The sequence below is a fragment of the Bacillus sp. CHD6a genome (assembly GCF_001293645.1).
In the GTDB taxonomy this organism is placed as follows: domain Bacteria; phylum Bacillota; class Bacilli; order Bacillales; family Bacillaceae_I; genus Sutcliffiella_A.
The window spans coordinates 231,580-250,610 of the sequence record NZ_LBMD01000001.1; the positions used below are offsets into that span (position 1 = coordinate 231,580).

The following is a 19,031-nucleotide window of genomic DNA, read 5'->3' on the forward strand; positions in this document are numbered from 1 at the left end:
CTCTTAAACCCCAAATTGATGAATAAGTTTCTGACAGAGTGCTTCTGAATCCACCCTGACACTTACATAAGGTGGTTTTGTATTAGTGGTTGCCTCTACTGGGACTCCAAGCCATAGAATGCGGTTGTCAATCATAATAAATGGAAACGTTACTTCCTCTGTGATGATGGATACCCTGTCTTTCCACTTTGTTAGGTAGGTTCTCCATTCCTCTGGTAACATACTATTGTTTTGAATACCTACTGTAATAGAATGAGTAGAACGTTTCATGTCATCCATCACTCTATCCCACTTTCTAGCATGCATCCATTGCACCTTTGGATGCTGATGTTTAATCCAAGAACCTACTTGATGTGGTTGGACATGAAATTGCGACTCTGCCTGATAGTCTACTAATTTTCTAATAATCTTATTATAATAAACCTTCTTTTTTATAAATTGACTGTCACAAATGTGAATAAACTTTCCTTTAGACCTTGTGATGGCAACATTCAATAAACGTTCGCTTTCTTTACCAACTAACAACATGCCCGGCCTCTCTATAGGAAAGCTATCGACAGAATCAAATATGATAATATCCTGCTCACTTCCTTGAAAACGGTGAACCGTAGCGGTTACAATCTCGGCAGTTTCAAGTTCTAGTCCATAAATATCTTGCAGCAACACATCCATCCATTGAGCTTGAGCACGGTATGGTGAAATATAACCAATAGATCTTCCACCCTCTATATATGCTTCATGAATGAGTTGGAATCCTTTGAGTAAATGCCATAAATTAATTCGGGACCTGCTGCTTTTTTCAATAAAGGCATGCTCTCCAGTAGCGCACGTTTCAAGCAAAACGGATGCTTGATTAGGGAATGGCCGCTGCCCGGCAATGAGCTGTCGATTTTTTTTCACACTTGGGTGGTCACCTACAAGAGAATGATAAATATACTTGTTTGTAAATGCAGAGATAGCAGGGTGCATTCGCCGTTGTTCTTTTAATAAGAACAAATGTGGATGCAAGCGAGAGGAATGAACATTTTCCGCTACTCCTGTACGATGAAACACATCTTCTTTTAACCACTTTTCTACTAACTCATGTCTACCTGAGGCGATTGGTGGGAGTTGCTTGAAATCTCCGCATATAATGATATGTTTGGCAAGAGAGGCTGCGAAAGCTGTTTGCGGAACATATGCCATACTAGCCTCGTCTACAATAACCACATCATATTCTGTGTCATATATAGCAGGATCCATCGCCGCTTTAGCGAGCGTAGTGCCTATAATGGATGCATTCTCTAGAAAACTCAATTCTTTTTGCCTTATTCTTTCCAATACCTTTGCTATTTTCGTTTCAACCTTAAGCAATGATTCTGAATCCCTCTTACTGAAGGATTTGGATAAATCAAATTTAAGGAGCTTCCTTTGTTCCAACACATCATCTCTATCTTTCGCAAGTAACGGGTCCCTGCTTTGAAGAAGCTGCGAGGTTGTAATGGCTGGAAGGTTTGTCAATATGTCACTGTTATGTGATCCATATCGGAGAACATCCCCTTCTTTATTGCGTTTCTGCTTGGAAAGAAAGATAGAAATCTCTCGCATTAATACATCTACGGACTGATTACTGTGGGATAAAAGCAAAACTTTTTTCTTTTTAAAATATTTATTAGCAGCTACTCTTGCCAACGTATAGGTTTTTCCTGTTCCAGGAGGTCCCCATACGAAAGTAACGGGATTATACTTCGACCGTAGTATCAATTCATGAACACTGCTCTTTATTATCTCAGTTGGATGTTTTGGTTTCATCTCCGGATGCATTAATCTTTTGATACGGCCCCGCTTCTTTTTACTTTCTTTCAATTCATCGAGACGTTGGAAAAGTTGATCTAATAATTCCCAAGGGTCATGAAAAAGATACGCTTCGGTTAGGATGTCTCCAAGGGATTGTTCGAAATAAATGATGACATTCTTCCCTTCTGACGATAGTATCTTCCCTTCCGTTTTAATTGATCCCCATTCCACTTTCACTAGAGAACCTACAGGAATTCTTACAGAAGTATAGGTTTCAAAGAAGTATGTAAAACCTTGATCGGTAGATATTAGGTGTCCATTACTTATTAGATACTTGGTGCTCCCAAATTTCTTTAAATGTTGTATTTCAATTTGTAATGCTTTTTTCCATTCGTTAATATACTGAATCGTCTTCATTTATCATTTCCTCAACTCATCATTTTTTCATTCCCAAACTATATCATAAACCTCTCCAATTATTAAATTTTGATGATTAAGTGGGATTACTTCATATTATATGAGATAATGAAAGAATGATTAGAATTCCAAATGGAAAGAAGGAACATCAATGAAACAAAAAAACAAGTTCCAAGATAATGAAAAAGTTATCTTGAAAAGTACTGGCGAGGAAGTTACCATCTTAAAATTCAACTACGTCCCCAATTTAAAAAGATACTCCTACACCATAAAAGAAAACCCTAAAACCTTTTATTTCGAAGAAGAGATTAAACATAGCTAATAATAGTAAACGAAACGTAAGAAACCTGCAGCTCTTTGCTCAGGTTTCTTTTTTTGTGGTAAAAATCAATGATGTTTTTATCCTCTACTGTCGGGTATTTAAACTATATCTATTTAAAGGAGGGAAAAAAGTGCTACTAGTATATTTGAGTATAGGAATTATCGTAATATCCCTACTTTTGCTTAGTATTGCTTTCATCTCATTTAGGAAAAAGACGAATCCCACTTTTGCTTATATAAATACAGTGAGTGAGCGTCTCCAGGAAGAGAACAACGCAATCCAAGAGCAAGTAGGTCGGCTGAAAAGTAAGCAAGAAGCCATCAAATATGATATGGATTGGAAAAAATCCGTATTTTCCTTTACTGTTGCAGAAATAAAGAAACTTCCCAATGCATTTAAAAGTAGTTCAAAACAAAAACTTCATGAATTTGAACGCGGCATGTAAGCGTTCATCCAGCAAAAACACCGTTGCCCATTAAAGGAAAACGGTGTTTTTGTTATTATAGTGCTGTGAATTTTTCATCGTGATAGTTATTGGAGCTGGTAGTAATGCGATCTTTATGATAGATGGCATTTATTTCACCTCCGATGACGAGGGCGAGTCCTGTTAAAAACAACCATAACATCAAGATAATTACCCCCCCAAGACTCCCGTATGTTGCGGAGTAGTTCCCAAAGTTACTAACGTAAAATGAAAAGCCTAAGGATACTAGTTGCCAGATGACTGTTGCAACAATTGCACCGGGTAACAACTGTTTAAACGACTTGCTTATATCAGGCGCAATGCGATAAAGGACGGCAATAATCGTAAAAATAACGAAAAATGCAATGATGAACCTAAGAATATTTAATATGATGGCTGTACTTCCTGGAATATAGATAAACGACTCAAGCTGTTTAATGATGATTCCGCCAAAAACAGGTAGAAAAAATGCTATAAGGAAAGCAACAATTAACCCAATGGTAAGCCCTATAGAGAGTAGCCTTACTAGATAAAACGGCCTGCTTTCTTCTACATTAAACGCTTCATTCATTGCACTGATAAATGCGTTCATACCGTTTGAGGCTGACCAGATGGTTCCAAGTATACCAAAGGTCAACAGTCCCCCGTTTGGTTTATTGACAAATTCATTGATATTTTCCTCAAATACTGCAACAGTTTCCCGAGGCATTATAGTTTGTAAAAACTCCATTACTTTTTGAGGATCGATATTCAAGTAAGGAATAATGGATAAAGCCAGCACTAACAAAGGAAATAATGATAGCATGTAATAATACGCCTGCTCAGCTGCTAAACCTGTGGCGCGGTCTTTTTTCATTTCAAGACCTAATCTTTTCAAAAAATTAACGAGTCGCGACAACTTTCACACCCACCTCTCATTTCAGCTTCTAAGTAAAGGCAATGTGCAACATCTGAACGAGCCACCGGACTTAATGATTTCAGAAATATCTACTTCAACTACGTCATAACCCCTGTTGCGGAGCTGCTCATTTACTTGTTTATTACAAGGAAGACTGAAAATTATTTTATTACCAATCGACAATACATTCGTTCCCATGGTGAATTGTTCTTCTTTAGATACTTCAATCAATTCATATCTCTTTGATAAAAAGTTCCATTCTTCTTCTCTTAGTGCTGGAGAAAACACTAGTGCCTCAGTCGGCGAAATAACATTAAATACACAGTCTAAATGCAGATATGACTTGTCTATCGGTATAGGTTTAACGGTATACTCTGTAAGAGATTGACTAATATGTTTTAAAACCCTCTTGCTTGTTCTGCCACTAATACCAATGTACACGATATCACGGTCAATGATGATATCTCCGCCTTCCACACTGTAATCTGAGAAGGATGAATACGAAAAATGTTGTTTATCTAACCACGATTTTAAGATATTTTCTTCACCCGATCTAATATTACTGCCCATTTTTGACACAAAAACGGCTTCTCCAAGAGTAAACCCAATATCTCTAGTAAAAACCTGTTCTGGGTATTGTTCATTTGGTGGTAAACTATACACGTCCACACCGTTTGCTGTCATCGCTTGAACAAAGTTGCGATGTTGCTTGGTTGCCAACGTTTCGTCGATATTTTCTTCCAAGAAATGTTTTTGTGTTTCATTAATCACTTCCGTAATGCTCATATGAGTTGGAGGACACACTATGACCTTTTGTAATTCTCCAAATTCATTTTTACATGTAGGTCTTGTCATTTTATCCGTAAAACCCAAATCAATCGTCACTTTGTAATCCTCCGATCAAATATATGTAGGTTGTTCTATGAATTCTATTCCCTAACCGGAGAATTATTTAAACATTTTAGGAAAATAAAAAGCAAATTTAACCTTAAGGTTAAATTTGCTTCCATATATTACTTATTTACCAATAAACATTTGTGTCCAATAATTTCCTTCTTCTACATACCCTACTCCGATGTGTGTGAAATCTGGAGTTAGAATGTTTTTACGGTGTCCTTCACTGTTCATCCATGCTTGAACTACCTCTTCAGGAGAACGTTGCCCCATTGCAATATTTTCACCGGCAGTATTATAAGAAATACCGTAGTCTCTCATCATATCAAATGGAGATCCGTGAGTTGGACTGGTGTGTGAAAAGTAATTGTTGGCTTGCATATCTTTGGACTTATCACGCGCAACATTGCTCAATGAAGCATCAGCTTTAAGATCTGATAATCCATTTTTGCGGCGTTCCGCATTTGTGAGCTCTATAACTTTCATTTCTGTTTCAGAAATTCCTTCTGTTGACTCTTGAGCCTGTTGTTGATTATCACCTGTCGGTTTTTCTGCAGGTTGATTCTCAGGTGGTGCAGCTTGTCCGCCTTGTGGAGCTTGTTTTGGTGCAGGCTGTCCTTGTTGACCCTGAGGTATTTCTTGCTGGAATTTGTAAATAGCGAACGGTCCTTCTTGCTGGAATTTCTCAAAATGCGGGAATTTTTCACTAGGTATTGATGTGCTGAAAGAGTTTTGATCAATTGTTAAGTATCCATTATTTATTTCTTGGACATCTGCACTTTGACCCATCCCGCGAGCTTCATTTCGTACATGTGTAATTCCGTTGCCGTTGTCATTATCAAGAAAAGCCGTGTTGTTGTTATCCATATTATCATTATTGTTAGTAGCATCGTTGTTACAACCGACCATTAATGATAATGCGAAAACAGCAATTGTTGTTACTTTTATAAAGTTCTTCATTGTACATCTCCTTTTCATCATTAATACTTTTTTAGTTTTGCAATTTCACTTAAAAGTATTATTGGTAATAATGATAAAAAAGAGATAAAATTGGTAGTTGTTGTTACCGTATAAGTTGTTCTAACACACGTTGAACCTGTAAACCTTCGTTAAATTCGACAAGAAAGGCTTGTTCATTATTTAACCTGTTCACAAAATGTTGCACCAAGCTTCCCTTCGAACCAACCAACTCGGTGTCTTCCATGTCTTCCCATTTTTCTCCTTTATTAGCCATTCTTACCTTTCTCCAGTTAAGTAATGAAAGGCTCTGATTTTCCCCATGAATGGTAAAGGCTATTTCTTCCTTCTCCGCTTGTCCTGAAAGTCCATCAATTAAAACACGCGCTCCATTTTCAAGCTTAAGCACGGCAATGATTCCTTGCTCGCATAGATCTGGATCGGAAGGGTAATCCACAGAGCTTTCGACTTCTATTACAGAGCCGAAAAAATGGAGAATCATTTGAAGATAATGTGGAGAGATTTCCCTAATGAATCCTCCTTGTTTCCTAGAGCTAATCCAATTTGTTTGTTGCCATGGTCTTGGCCACTGATTAAAATGCATTTTTAAGGTAATGCGCTTTATTTCCCCAAAGGAGTCATTGCGTAGAAGATTCTCTATGGTTGCGAATGCTTTTTCATATACAAGAGGAAAATGCATGGCATGAACTAGACCAGATTTCTCTGCAGCACTAAGCATAGCTTCTGCTTCTTCCTCATTATTGGCAAGTGGTTTTTCACAAAGAACATGTTTGTTGTGCTGAAAAGCGAACATGACAACCTCATAATGCACTGCTGGTGGAACCGCGACATAAACAAAATCAATGTCTTTAAGTTCAATAAGTTGTTTATAATCAGTATAATAAGCTATATCACCACATTCACTGGCTGTTTCTTTTGCCAAAGTTTCATTATAATCGCACACCGCGGCAATCTGGGTATTATCATTATCTTGAAATGCTGAAATTAGCCGTTGGCCGACCACTCCTAACCCAACTACTCCCACTTTATATGTTTTTTTCACTGTTTCTCCCCCTATGATCGCTTTCCCTGTTAAATTCTATCTGATTTTAGTCGGCTAATACTCGGATAAATTCTCTCATGTAGTCTGGAAGGTCTGGTGGTCTTCTGCTGGAGATGATATGACCGTCAACAATTACGGCTTCGTCGACCCACTCTGCTCCCGCGTTAATCATATCGTCCTTAATTCCAGGTGTACTTGTAACTTTTTTCCCTTGAAGTATCTTGGCGGAAATTAATACCCAGCCTGCATGGCAAATTTGACCGATTGGTTTCTGTTGCTCATCCATCGTTCGAATAAACGTTAAAATATCTTCATATCTACGAAGTTTATCTGGCGACCATCCTCCAGGAACCAAGATGGCATCATAATCTGCTGGGTCTGCATCCTGAAAAGATATGTCGGATTCAATCGGTACGCCATATTTTCCGATGTAGGTCGTCCCTGCCTTTTCCCCTGCAATGACCACTTCTGCACCCTCTTCACGCAAACGTAAAACCGGGTACCAAAGCTCCAAGTCCTCAAAATCGTCACTTACTAATTGAATAATTTTTTTGTTATGTAATTTCATAAAAATACCCTCCTTCACAGTAGTATAACTCCATTGTGAACGAGGGTATCGCGTTTTGCAAATTATGAAGAAGGTACAGGATCATATATTAGCTTCTCTGCTAATGCTAGCTGACTTTCTACTTGTTCGAAAGATGTCCCACCTTCACTCTTTCTTGCGCGAACCACATGTTCTGGCTGAAGCAACTCGAAAATATCATCCGAAAATAGAGGGGAGAATTTCTTATACTCATCTAGTGTTAGGCCTAATAGGTATTTATCCTGATTGATGGCATAAAGGACAATTTTCCCGATTATTTCGTGAGCCTGTCTAAATGGCAATCCTTTTGTAACTAAGTAATCGGCAATATCGGTTGCATTTGAGAAGTCTTGTGAAACCGCAGCATACATCTTTTTATCGTTTACAGTCATCGTTTGAATCATTGGTGCCAGAAGTTTCAAGGAACCAACCAGTGTCTTAACAGTATCAAACATTCCTTCCTTGTCTTCCTGCATGTCCTTGTTGTAAGCCAAGGGTAACCCTTTTAAGACTGTCAAAAGTCCAACGAGATTTCCATAAACTCTGCCCGTTTTGGCTCGAAGCAATTCGGGTACATCCGGGTTTTTCTTTTGAGGCATAATACTTGAACCAGTACAGAAAGAATCGTCTAGGTCAATAAATTGAAATTCTTGACTGGACCATATAACCATTTCTTCTGAAAGACGTGAGATGTGTGTCATGATAAGCGATGCATGAGATAAAAACTCGACGATAAAGTCACGGTCACTGACGGCATCCATGCTGTTAGGATATATTTTATTGAAACCTAATAAGGAGGCAGTCTGTGCTCGATCTATCGGGAAGGTAGTGCCCGCCAAGGCACCTGCTCCAAGTGGTGACCAGCTAATTCGCTTTAGGCTGTCTTGTAGACGCTCCTTGTCACGCTCAAACATCCAGAAATATGCCATCAGATGATGGGCAAATGACACAGGCTGGGCGCGTTGTAAATGCGTGTAGCCCGGTAAAATCGTTTGTACATTTTCCTTGGACTTTATTAAGAGGGAAATTTGTACATCACGTAGCAATAATATGATAGTTTCCGTTTGTTTTTTTAGGTATAAGTGCATATCCGTTGCCACTTGGTCATTGCGGCTTCTTCCGGTGTGAAGTTTTCCTCCTACCGGACCAATTTCATCTATTAACAGTTTTTCAATGTTCATATGGATATCTTCATGTGCAACGGAAAATTCCACTTCCCCGGCATTTATCTTATTTTGGATTACTTGGAGTCCATGTTGGATTGTTTTCGCATCGTCTTCAGGAATTATTTTACATTCACTTAACATTTGTACGTGTGCCATGCTTCCTTGGATATCTTCTAATGCGAGTTCTTTATCGAAATCAATGGATGCGGTGAATTCTTCTACTAGTTTGTTTGTTTCTTTTGTAAATCTTCCACCCCAGAGTTTTGTCATGTTATTGCCTCCTCTTTCTTAGAGTAAATTGTGATAACCAAGTTGATTGTAGTGGAAGGCGCGCAGACTCCTCGAAAATGCTAACGCATTTTCTTCGTACGATGAAAAGCTGCCGAAGCCTTCCTTGTCCTACGGGAGGAAGGGACAGGGGAGACCCCTGAAGCGTTGGAAGCCACTGAAAAAGACCTTAATTTTAAAATTTTTCTAAACACCGCTGTTGATTTCCGCAAAAGGCTTCGCTTTCCTAGGGGCACTGCTGGAGCCTCCTCGGCTACGCCTGCGGGGTCTCCACCTAGCGCTAGCTCCCTCAGGAGTCTTCGCCTTTTGCTACAATCACCAGCTAGGAATCATAAAAAACTTTACGTTATCAGTTTTTCAGTGGCTTCAAGCGTTGTGAGGAGGCTCCCGGACCGCCCGTGGAAAGCGAAGCGCCTGGAACGGAAATCAACAGTTAACGTATCAGTACAGTGTCACTTTTTTCTGATTTGTGGATTTCTGCGTAAACTTTTGTTGGAAGTCCCCATAGTTTGATGAACCCAACTGCTGCATTATGATCAAACATATCTCCTTTGGAATAGGTTGCAAGTTCTTCATTGTAAAGACTGTAGGGCGATTGGCGTCCAACCACTGTATGATTGCCTTTTTGGAGTTTCACGCGAATTTTACCTGTTACATTTTTCTGTGTCTCTTCAATAAATGCCACGAGTGCGTTCACTAGAGGAGAATACCAAAGTCCTTCATAAATGACCTTGGCCATTTGCTCATCAATAGAAGCTTTAAACTGGCTAACTTCTCTTGGAAGAGTCAAGAACTCCAGTTCTTTATGCGCTTGGATAAGGATAAGAGCTGCAGGGTTTTCGTATACTTCTCTTGACTTGATTCCTACCAAGCGATTTTCAATATGATCGATTCTTCCAACTCCATGTTTTCCTCCTAACAGATTTAGTTCTTCGATTAAGTCAACAAGTCCCATTTGTTTTTCATTCAAAGCCACGGGTATTCCTTTTTCGAAACTAATTTCCACATATTCTGGTTGATCTGGGGTCAGTTCAATCGGATTAGTCCAATCAAATGCTGCTTCAGGTGCTTCATTCCAAGGATTCTCCAGTACCCCTGCTTCACATGCTCTGCCCCATATATTGGCATCTATGGAGAAAGGATTATCCAGATTAACTGGAATAGGAATATTATGTGTCACCGCATATTCAATTTCCTCATCTCTTGTCATTCCCCACTCACGAACTGGCGCAATGACCTTTAAATTTGGATTTAGCGCTTGAATGGAAACTTCAAAACGAACTTGATCGTTTCCTTTCCCAGTACAACCATGTGCCACTGCTACTGCTCCTTCTTCCTCAGCGACTTGAACAAGCAGCTTAGATATTAATGGACGAGACAACGCCGATGACAATGGATACTTACCTTCATACATCGCATTCGATTTTAATGCAGGTACAATATAATCTTTGGCTAACATCTCTTTTGCATCAATCATAATAGCTTTGATTGCACCAACATCGAGAGCCTTTTGTTTAATGGATTCCAAATCCTTCCCCTCACCAACATCAAGACCCAGTGCAATGACATCATAGCCATATTTCTCTTGTAACCATTTAACAGAAACAGAAGTATCAAGTCCCCCTGAATATGCCAAAACCACTTTTTCTTTCTTCATACGATCTCCTCCTTGAGTATAAAAATCTATGTTGTTGTATTTTTATGCATTTTCATGTAAAAAAATTTAGTTTCCTAACAAAGCCTTCAAAATGGCTTTTTGTGCATGAAGTCTGTTTTCTGCTTCATCAAATACTACAGAATGGGTTCCATCAATTATTTCAGCGGTTACTTCTTCACCGCGGTGTGCTGGCAGGCAATGCAAGAAGATGAAATCGTCCTTTGCATATTTGCAAAGCTCACTGTTTACTTGATAAGGCGCAAATACTTTAAGTCTTTCTTCCGTTTCTGATTCTTGCCCCATGCTGGTCCAGACATCTGTTACTACTACATCCGCATTCTTTATCAATTCGACAGGGCATTTTCCCACCTGAATAGAAGAACCTGTTATGAGTGCTTCCTTCTTCATAGCATTAAGAATGGTCGGATCAGGTTCAAAACCATTAGGACATGCTATGGAAATGTGCATTCCGACTTTTACTGTACCTTCTATTAAAGAATGAGACATATTATTGTTTGCATCGCCCAAGTAACATAACTTTAAGCCTTTTAGCTTCCCTTTGTGCTCCTTGATGGTCAAAAGATCTGCCAAGACTTGAGCTGGGTGATGGGAATCAGTTAGACCGTTTATTATTGGTACGTTTGAATGAAGTGCAAACTCTTCTAATGTTTGATGGTCGAATGTGCGTATCATCAATCCGTCTACATAACGGGACAAAACTTTTGCCGTATCTGCGGGTGACTCTCCCCGCCCTAATTGAATATCATTGGAGCTTAGGAAAATTGCATGACCTCCTAATTGCAGCATGGCGACTTCAAACGATACTCTTGTTCTTGTAGAAGCCTTTTCAAAAAGCATGGCAAGCACTTTTCCTTGTAAGAATGAGTGAGGTATTCCCTCTTTTTGATATTTTTTTAGTTTAATAGCATCTTCTAATAGAAAATGGATGTCTTTTTGTGTAAAGGATCCTAGTGTCAAAAAATGAGATTGACTAACATGATAGGTCTCCTTGTTCGTTTCCCATTTTAGTACACTTTGCATAAATATTCAACCTCACTTTTTTGGTTATTTATATAATCTTTTATAGTTTGATAATTTTGTTGTATAGTATCGTTCAGCATGATTGCTTGTTGAGCGGTTTCTAAACATGTAAAAGTTTTTATTCCGTTCATTGTGCATAATGCTCGGTACTTTGCTCCATTACGTAATTGATCTCTTCCAATGGTAGGAATGATAATTGCCGCAGTAAACTTTTCCGTTTTCAATGTAATATCTATTTCCTTTTGCAAAATGGTTCTCACTTTTATATTATTTTCTTTTAAAAAATCAGCTGTCCCTTTTGTAGCAATGATAGAAAATCCTTTGTTGACTAGTTCCAACATGAGAGGAAGAGCATATGTTTTTTCACGATCTGCAATGGAGCAAAAAATCATCTTTTCTTCTTGCATGAGCGAAAATGGGCTTTTTTTCCCAAGGAACAATGCTTTACTCATCGCCTCTTCTAAAGTCATGCCAAGTCCGACAATTTCTCCAGTAGACTTCATTTCAGGTCCTAATACATGATCCACGTCCTTTAGTTTAGAATCTGAAAAGACAGGTGCTTTGACCGTCCAAAAATCAGGATTCTCTTTTAGGCCAATTTGACTAAGTTTCTCACCCAATTGCACTCTAATTGCCAGTTCTATCATTGGTACATTCGTCACTTTACTAACAATAGGGACTGTTCTGGAAGCCCTTGGGTTTACTTCTAAGCAATAGATAATGTCTCCGGATAGGACAAATTGGATATTGGCCATTCCTATTATTTTTGCAGCCTTACAAATTTTTCTTGTGTATTCGGTTAGTCGTTCTTTCACATGTTCTGCCAGGGAAATAGGTGGAAGAACGGCTAGGCTGTCACCTGAATGAATTCCTGCCTTTTCAATGTGTTCCACTATTGCTGGGATATATATGTTATCTCCATCTGATATTACATCCAGTTCACATTCAAGACCCGGAACATACCGATCGACCAACAAAGGCCATATGGTGTCATTATTTTGGTGTGTTTGTCTGAATTGATTTAATTCTTTTTCATTAAAAAGTGTATACATGGATTGCCCACCTATCACATAAGATGGACGCACCAATACAGGATACCCGATAGTATTCGCTGCTGCCTGCAATTGGTTGTGGTGGTCCACCATCATCCCTTCAATATGGGGAATACCAACTGATTCCAATAAAGAATAGAAGTGTGATCTGTCCTCAAGTTTATCAATTGATTCGATGCTCGTTCCTGCAATGTTGACACCAAAACTTTTTAGACCTTCTGCAAGGTTGAGGGCAGTCTGACCACCAAATTGAACAAAGACCAGATCAATCTTTTCCTTTTGAATGATGGGTAATATATCCTCTACTGTAATAGGTTCAAAATAAAGTTTATCAGCTACCGAAAAGTCTGTGCTGACGGTTTCAGGGTTGTTGTTTACGACGATGGTTTCATATCCTGCTTTCTTCAGGGCTTTTACGGCATGAACTGAGCAATAATCAAATTCAATTCCTTGACCGATACGGATTGGACCGGAACCTATAATAAGTGCTTTGTTGTTTTGACTGACTTCTACTTCATCCCCTCCATTGTAAGTGGAATAGTAGTAAGGAGTTATAGCCTCAAATTCAGCTGCACACGTGTCAACCAGTTTATAGGAAGGAAAGATATTGTGGTCTTTCATAAGGAACGCTAATTCTTCATGGTTGCAACCTAACAAGGCACACAGTCTGTCATTACTGATATTATGTCGTTTTGCTATTTTTAAAGTCTCAAGGGACAACGTATCCAAACTGTTGGTTGAAAGGACTTGTTCGAGTATTACCATTTGTTGTAGTTTATGAAGGAACCATTTATCAACAGAAGTTACTTCATGTATAGACTCTAATGAAACACACTGTCTAAATGCATGAGTGATGGCAAAAAGTCTTAAATGCGTTGGTTCCTTGACTAATCCCATCCATTGAGCCTCATTCATATTTTCCATTAAAGGGTGGGTAATACCGTTTACTTTCATCTCCAAAGAGCGTAGCCCTTTATTTAATGCGCCTTCAAAGGTACGGTCGATTGCAAGTACCTCACCGGTTGCTTTCATTTGTGTACTTAATGTTGCATCCGCTTCTGGAAATTTATCAAATGGAAACCTTGGTAACTTCACTACAACATAATCAAGCGCAGGTTCAAAGGAAGCAAAGGTAGAGCCTGTAATTGGATTTTTAATTTCGTCCAGGTGGTAACCTACTGCACACTTGGCTGCCATTCTTGCAATCGGATAACCGGTTGCCTTTGATGCAAGAGCGGATGAACGGCTTACCCGAGGATTCACCTCGATAATATAGTAATTGTCTGACTGTGGATCCATAGCAAATTGAATATTACAGCCTCCGACAATCTTTAAGTTTCTGATGATTTTTAGACTTGCATTTCTTAGTAGCTGATATTGTCTATCGGTTAATGTTTGGGATGGAGCCACTACAATAGAATCTCCTGTATGAACGCCTACCGGATCAAAATTTTCCATGTTACAAACGATAATGCACGTATCGTTATCATCACGCATCACCTCGTACTCCACTTCTTTCCAGCCTTTTATACTTCTTTCCACCAATACTTGACCTATGGGACTCAGGCTTAATCCATTTTTCAGTATAGTTTCAAACTCATTGTCGTTATAAGCAAAGCCACCACCTTCTCCGCCTAAAGTGTATGCCGGTCTGATGATAAGCGGGTAACCGATTTTCTTTACAAATTCAAACCCTTCTCTTAGAGAATGGACTATTTGGGATTCTGGAACTGGCTCTTTCAACTCCATCATTAGTTTTCGGAACAGTTCTCGGTCTTCTCCCTGTTGAATGGAGTGAACGGATGTTCCAAGGACTGACACATTATGTTTTTTCAAGATATCTGTGCCCGAAAGCGCTACTATCAAGTTTAATGCCGTTTGCCCGCCGAGGGTTCCAATAATTCCATCAGGCTGCTCTTTTTCGATTATTTTCTCTAAACATTCCACTGTTAAAGGTTCCATATAAACCTTATCTGCAATATCAACATCCGTCATGATAGTCGCAGGATTGTTGTTTACAAGGACCACTTCAATCCCCTCTTCTTTCAGGGCAAGGCAAGCTTGTGTTCCGGCATAGTCAAACTCAGCTGCTTGACCGATAACAATCGGTCCTGACCCGATTACCAACACTTTTTTTATGGTTTTGTTAAATGGCATATGGCATTACTCCTGTTTTCTCATGGATGATAGTTAAAAATTTCTCAAATATATAATTGGTATCCTGCGGTCCAGGGTGTGCTTCTGGATGAAATTGAACACTTAGAGCAGGATAATTTTTAAGTTGAAGACCTTCCACTGTGCCATCGTTTATATTTTTATAGGTAATAGAAAAGACTTCTAGATTAATAGTATCTTCTTTGACGTTATAGCTGTGATTTTGAGCCGTGATATACACTTTACCTGTTGCAAGATCTTTTACAGGGTGATTACCCCCTCTATGTCCAAAAAGCAACTTTTCTGTTTTTGCACCAAATGCCATAGCTAACAATTGATGTCCAAGGCAGATTCCAAGTGTCGGGAATTTTTCTGCAATCTTTTTAATTTTTGGCAGGTGATTCTTCAACACTTCTGGATTTCCGGGACCATTGCTTAATAACACACCATCAGGTTGAAGGATTTCTACCTCTTCCAGGCTTGTGGTAAATGGTACAATTGTAACCTGACAGTTTGCATGGAGCAACGCTTCTAATATTGACTTTTTATATCCATAATCCAACAGAACAATATGAGGACCTGCTCCGGGATAGCTTTTTATAATGGAAGTGGAGACCAATTCCACCCAATTTTCTGGAACCAATTCATCAGGGAAATCTTTTATAGAATCTGTAATAAACCCTTTTACAGATCCCTGTTTTCGGATGGTTTTAACAAGCTCTCTTGTATCCACATGACAAAGTCCACTGATTCCCATCTTTTCCAAAAGTTCAGGTGTTCCTACCTCAGAAGAGTAATGATTAGGCAAATGACACGCCTCTCCCATGACTACTCCTTTTGCACATATATTTTCCGCTTCATAATCTTGTGGGTTAAAGCCATAATTTCCGATTAAAGGATAACAAAAGACGATAATTTGGCCTGCATAGGAGGGATCTGACATGATCTCCTGATATCCTGTCATACTGGTGTTAAAAACCACTTCCCCTATCGCATCCCTTTTACTTCCTATTAATCTACCGGGGAAGACTTCCCCTGTCTCTAAAACTAAATATCCATTATCCATGTTCTGCCTCCCCGTATTGCTGTAATACCTTGATGAACTTTTGAACAAAAGTGATTACTTCTTTTTGTGAGATTGTTAAAGGAGGAAGCAGTCTTACCACGTTTGGACCGGCAGGTAGTAGTAATAGTTTTTCTTCTAATGCGATTTTGACGATATCAATCGCGTCTCCATTTATCTCCAAACCAATCAGCATGCCCTTTCCCCTTTTTTCTTTGATAAAGAAAAAATCAGCTAGTAGATTTTCAAGCTGTGTATGCAGGAACTCGCTCTGCGTTGCAACATTTTTCAAAAAACTTTCTTCACTGACAATCTTTAACGTTTCAAATCCTGCTGTACATGCTAACGGGTTCCCGCCAAAAGTACTTCCATGCATGCCAGGTTTAAAGGCAGCAGCTACCTCTTCTTTAGCAAGCATCGCACCAATCGGAAAACCAGAGCCCAGCCCTTTGGCAAGCGTCATGATATCTGGTTCCACATTGTACTGTTCATATAAAAACAAGCTTCCTGTACGACCCATCCCCGTCTGCACCTCATCAACTACGAGTAATATTCCATTCTCCTTACATATAGTAGACAGCTCTTTTACCCAGTCAGGGTCTGCCGGTACCACTCCCCCCTCGCCTTGGAGAAGTTCTAACATGACAGCGGTTGGATCCAGTTCTCTTATGGTTTGGAGAGAATGGTAATCGTTATAAGGAAGATGGATAAATCCTTCAGGCATTGGATCAAATCCAGACTTAATTTTTTCTTGACCTGTTGCAGCCACTGTAGCCAGAGTTCTTCCGTGAAAGCTTTGTTGAAATGTCACAATGCTCGCTTGCTTTTTACGATTGTTATTGGCATATGCCCTAACAAGCTTAATAGCAGCCTCATTTGCCTCTGCACCGCTATTACAGAAAAAAACTTGTTGAAAGCAGGATTTTTCCACCAGTAGGCGGGCAAGTTCTTGCTGTTTTGGAACATGATAAAGGTTGGACGTATGCCAAAGATTGGACAGTTGTTTTTCAAGAGCTTTTTGAACTTGAGGTGGACAATGGCCAAGATTACATGTTGCAATTCCCGAAGTGAAATCGAGATACGCTTCATTTCTGTCAGACCAGACAGTTGTTCCTTTACCTTTTTGTATAGATAAAGGCAGCCTGCTGTATGTATTCATTATTGGTGAGTAATCAGTAGCAGATTTAGACACTTTTCTCCATAACCTCCTCAAGATAGAATGATGTACCCGCTTCTGTATGGTTCAATGCGAAATTGGTTAAGGCATCGTTTTGAGTGCCATTAATTATTCCAACCTTACTTACTCCTTTTGATAAGGATTGAATAGCAGCTTCCACTTTTGGGATCATCCCACCGGTTATTAGAGTATTTTCTATTAATCTATAAACTTCTATATCTGATAGCTTTGTCGCGACTGAGTCTCCCACAATTACGCCATCAACATCAGTAATCATACAAAGCGGTGCACATAATGCTGTCGCAATAGCAGCTGCTGCCATATCCGCATTAATATTGTAGTGTTGGCCCTCTGCATCAACAGCAAGGGGTGATAGGATGGGAATAATTCCTAGTTGCATGATTGGAAGCAGCACTTCTTTATTTACATCTACAATTTCACCGACTAACCCCAGTTCCGATGCATTGGCAATTGGTTCTGCCATAAGTAGTTTTCCGTCCACTCCACTTAATCCCATCGCATTGCCGCCGGCTTTTATTACTTGGCGGACAAGATGTTTGTTCATCGATCCGGACAGAACCATTTCCACTACTTCCAATACAGGTTCTGTCGTTTTTCTTAACCCATGTATGAAAGATGTTTCTACATGTAAAGAGGACAAAATACTAGAAATGGAGGGCCCTCCACCATGAACGACAATGGGTTGAATTTGATGCTTGTTTTTTAACCTAACTAATTCAGAAAAAAAAGAAGGGGAAAGTTTCTCAATTGTACTGCCCCCACACTTTATGACGAGCATCTTCATAATCTGGCCTCCTTTAAGTTCGATAAGATGCATTGATTCGTACATAGTCGTAGGATAAATCACAGCCCCATGCCGTAGCACTTTCGTTTCCGGCATCAAGATCTACAGTAATTTCAATTTTTTCATTCTTTAAATAGGATTTGGCTTCTTCTTCACAAAACGAAACAGGCATACCTTCTTCAACAATTAAGATAGGTCCTATCTTCAATTTTATTTTTTCCGTATTGATCATAATACCGCTATACCCCACTGCTGAGACGATTCTGCCCCAGTTAGGATCCTGACCAAAAACCGCTGTTTTCACCAAGCTTGAGCCAACAATGGTTTTTGCCATTACTTGTGCATCATCCGTCGTTACAGCTCCGTTTACTTGTACTTCAATTAACTTTGTCGCTCCTTCACCGTCTCGTGCTATTTGTTGAGAGAGGGATTGGCAGACAATATGAAGTCCTTCTTTAAATAGAGCATACTCATCGTCCTTTTGCGTCCATTGTTTATTACCTGCCATTCCATTTGCCAATACAAGCACCATGTCATTGGTACTCGTATCTCCGTCGACGGTAATCATATTAAATGTCTTTGCCGTTACTTCTCTCAAAGCTTGTTGTAATGCTTCATGTTCTATGTTGATATCTGATGTGACAAATCCAAGCATAGTTGCCATGTTAGGATGTACCATTCCGGAACCCTTTGCAGCCCCTGCTATTGTATAAATTTTATTATCTGTCTCTAACTGAAGACATACGTGTTTAGTAAACGTGTCCGTAGTCAAAATGGCTTCTTCAAAAGAAAGAGAATCATCAGTATTTAAAAGACTTGATATCGATTCCACTCCTGCAATAATCTTACTCATTGGAAGTTGCTCGCCTATGACTCCTGTCGAGATGACTGCCACCTCTTTTTCTTCAAGAAAGGCTTTTTTTGAAAATATCTCCCTCATTTTATAAGCGTTTTTTAATCCTTCCTTCCCTGTACAAGAGTTGGCATTACCTGAGTTCACGATGACTCCTTGCAGAGTTCCGTTGGTATTGATACTTTCTTGTGAAACTTTAAGCGGTGGTGCTTGAAATTGATTGGTTGTGTATACTGCTGCAGCTGTTGCAGGTACTTCACTATAGATCCAGCCAAGGTCTTTACGTTTTCGTTTTATCCCACAGTGCATTCCGCCGGCAGAAAAGCCTTTAGGTGTACATATATTTCCATTGTTCATCGTTATCCATTTCTCTTTTTCAGATAAAACTTCCACTTTCAT

Annotated in this window: 16 protein-coding genes; 2 read left to right on the forward strand and 14 right to left on the reverse strand. The window is 39.3% G+C overall.

Annotation, left to right across the window (positions count from 1 at the left end; genetic code table 11):
- Window positions 1-3 precede the first annotated feature (3 nt).
- Window positions 4-2,193 carry an AAA domain-containing protein gene (locus AAV98_RS01235; RefSeq protein WP_060663732.1) on the reverse strand — a complete coding sequence of 730 codons (2,190 nt, stop codon included), beginning with the start codon at window positions 2,191-2,193 and terminating at the stop codon, window positions 4-6.
- A gap of 151 nt (window positions 2,194-2,344) precedes the next feature.
- On the opposite strand from AAV98_RS01235, the gene AAV98_RS20455 reads away from it, so the two are divergent.
- Window positions 2,345-2,515, forward strand: a complete 171-nt coding sequence (locus tag AAV98_RS20455) for a hypothetical protein (protein WP_168865731.1) — start codon at window positions 2,345-2,347, stop codon at window positions 2,513-2,515.
- Window positions 2,516-2,645: 130 nt separating this feature from the next.
- Window positions 2,646-2,960, forward strand: coding sequence for a hypothetical protein (locus AAV98_RS01240; protein ID WP_060663733.1), 315 nt, complete (start codon window positions 2,646-2,648; stop codon window positions 2,958-2,960).
- A gap of 55 nt (window positions 2,961-3,015) precedes the next feature.
- Here the strand turns inward: AAV98_RS01240 and AAV98_RS01245 are convergent, their stop codons facing one another.
- The 13 genes from AAV98_RS01245 to argJ all read right to left on the reverse strand — a co-directional run bounded on the left by AAV98_RS01245 (window position 3,016) and on the right by argJ (window position 19,031).
- Window positions 3,016-3,876 carry a YihY/virulence factor BrkB family protein gene (locus AAV98_RS01245; protein ID WP_060663734.1) on the reverse strand — a complete coding sequence of 287 codons (861 nt, stop codon included), beginning with the start codon at window positions 3,874-3,876 and terminating at the stop codon, window positions 3,016-3,018.
- 21 nt (window positions 3,877-3,897) lie between these two features.
- On the reverse strand, window positions 3,898-4,731 hold the full coding sequence (locus AAV98_RS01250) for a dimethylarginine dimethylaminohydrolase family protein (RefSeq protein ID WP_060663996.1): 834 nt from the start codon (window positions 4,729-4,731) through the stop codon (window positions 3,898-3,900).
- A 162-nt stretch (window positions 4,732-4,893) separates the two neighbouring features.
- Entirely contained in the window at window positions 4,894-5,730 is an 837-nt protein-coding gene (locus AAV98_RS01255; RefSeq protein WP_060663735.1) for a CAP domain-containing protein, read from the reverse strand.
- Between the two features lie 103 nt (window positions 5,731-5,833).
- Window positions 5,834-6,790 carry a Gfo/Idh/MocA family protein gene (locus tag AAV98_RS01260; protein ID WP_082380714.1) on the reverse strand — a complete coding sequence of 319 codons (957 nt, stop codon included), beginning with the start codon at window positions 6,788-6,790 and terminating at the stop codon, window positions 5,834-5,836.
- A gap of 46 nt (window positions 6,791-6,836) precedes the next feature.
- Window positions 6,837-7,358: a type 1 glutamine amidotransferase domain-containing protein gene (locus tag AAV98_RS01265; protein ID WP_060663737.1), complete on the reverse strand. Its 522-nt coding sequence runs from the start codon at window positions 7,356-7,358 to the stop codon at window positions 6,837-6,839.
- A 62-nt stretch (window positions 7,359-7,420) separates the two neighbouring features.
- Window positions 7,421-8,812 (reverse strand): argininosuccinate lyase, encoded by a 1,392-nt coding sequence (gene argH / locus AAV98_RS01270; protein ID WP_060663738.1) that lies wholly within the window; start codon window positions 8,810-8,812, stop codon window positions 7,421-7,423.
- A 451-nt stretch (window positions 8,813-9,263) separates the two neighbouring features.
- A complete protein-coding gene (locus AAV98_RS01275) occupies window positions 9,264-10,487 on the reverse strand; it encodes an argininosuccinate synthase (RefSeq protein WP_060663739.1) in 1,224 nt (407 codons plus the stop codon).
- Window positions 10,488-10,553: 66 nt separating this feature from the next.
- Window positions 10,554-11,528, reverse strand: a complete 975-nt coding sequence (gene argF, locus AAV98_RS01280) for an ornithine carbamoyltransferase (RefSeq protein WP_060663740.1) — start codon at window positions 11,526-11,528, stop codon at window positions 10,554-10,556.
- On the reverse strand, window positions 11,513-14,737 hold the full coding sequence (carB, locus tag AAV98_RS01285; RefSeq protein WP_060663741.1) for a carbamoyl-phosphate synthase (glutamine-hydrolyzing) large subunit: 3,225 nt from the start codon (window positions 14,735-14,737) through the stop codon (window positions 11,513-11,515). The genes argF and carB overlap by 16 nt, the downstream gene beginning before the upstream one ends.
- Window positions 14,727-15,800: a carbamoyl phosphate synthase small subunit gene (locus AAV98_RS01290; protein ID WP_060663742.1), complete on the reverse strand. Its 1,074-nt coding sequence runs from the start codon at window positions 15,798-15,800 to the stop codon at window positions 14,727-14,729. The genes carB and AAV98_RS01290 overlap by 11 nt, the downstream gene beginning before the upstream one ends.
- Entirely contained in the window at window positions 15,793-16,956 is a 1,164-nt protein-coding gene (locus tag AAV98_RS01295) for an acetylornithine transaminase (RefSeq protein WP_197284216.1), read from the reverse strand. The genes AAV98_RS01290 and AAV98_RS01295 overlap by 8 nt, the downstream gene beginning before the upstream one ends.
- A 25-nt stretch (window positions 16,957-16,981) precedes the next feature.
- Window positions 16,982-17,779, reverse strand: a complete 798-nt coding sequence (gene argB, locus AAV98_RS01300) for an acetylglutamate kinase (protein ID WP_060663744.1) — start codon at window positions 17,777-17,779, stop codon at window positions 16,982-16,984.
- A 13-nt stretch (window positions 17,780-17,792) separates the two neighbouring features.
- The gene (argJ, locus tag AAV98_RS01305) at window positions 17,793-19,031 is read right to left on the reverse strand and encodes a bifunctional ornithine acetyltransferase/N-acetylglutamate synthase (protein WP_060663745.1); all 1,239 of its coding nucleotides are present in this window, start codon (window positions 19,029-19,031) and stop codon (window positions 17,793-17,795) included.

Coding starts and splice junctions, on each gene's coding strand:
- AAV98_RS01235 (WP_060663732.1), bottom strand. CDS start 2,193: ATGAAGACGATTCAGTATATTAACGAATGGAAAAAAGCATTACAAATT.
- AAV98_RS20455 (WP_168865731.1), top strand. CDS start 2,345: ATGAAACAAAAAAACAAGTTCCAAGATAATGAAAAAGTTATCTTGAAA.
- AAV98_RS01250 (WP_060663996.1), bottom strand. CDS start 4,731: ATGACAAGACCTACATGTAAAAATGAATTTGGAGAATTACAAAAGGTC.
- AAV98_RS01255 (WP_060663735.1), bottom strand. CDS start 5,730: ATGAAGAACTTTATAAAAGTAACAACAATTGCTGTTTTCGCATTATCA.
- AAV98_RS01265 (WP_060663737.1), bottom strand. CDS start 7,358: ATGAAATTACATAACAAAAAAATTATTCAATTAGTAAGTGACGATTTT.
- argH (WP_060663738.1), bottom strand. CDS start 8,812: ATGACAAAACTCTGGGGTGGAAGATTTACAAAAGAAACAAACAAACTA.
- AAV98_RS01275 (WP_060663739.1), bottom strand. CDS start 10,487: ATGAAGAAAGAAAAAGTGGTTTTGGCATATTCAGGGGGACTTGATACT.
- argF (WP_060663740.1), bottom strand. CDS start 11,528: ATGCAAAGTGTACTAAAATGGGAAACGAACAAGGAGACCTATCATGTT.
- carB (WP_060663741.1), bottom strand. CDS start 14,737: ATGCCATTTAACAAAACCATAAAAAAAGTGTTGGTAATCGGGTCAGGA.
- AAV98_RS01290 (WP_060663742.1), bottom strand. CDS start 15,800: ATGGATAATGGATATTTAGTTTTAGAGACAGGGGAAGTCTTCCCCGGT.
- AAV98_RS01295 (WP_197284216.1), bottom strand. CDS start 16,956: ATGAATACATACAGCAGGCTGCCTTTATCTATACAAAAAGGTAAAGGA.
- argB (WP_060663744.1), bottom strand. CDS start 17,779: ATGAAGATGCTCGTCATAAAGTGTGGGGGCAGTACAATTGAGAAACTT.
- argJ (WP_060663745.1), bottom strand. CDS start 19,031: ATGAAAGTGGAAGTTTTATCTGAAAAAGAGAAATGGATAACGATGAAC.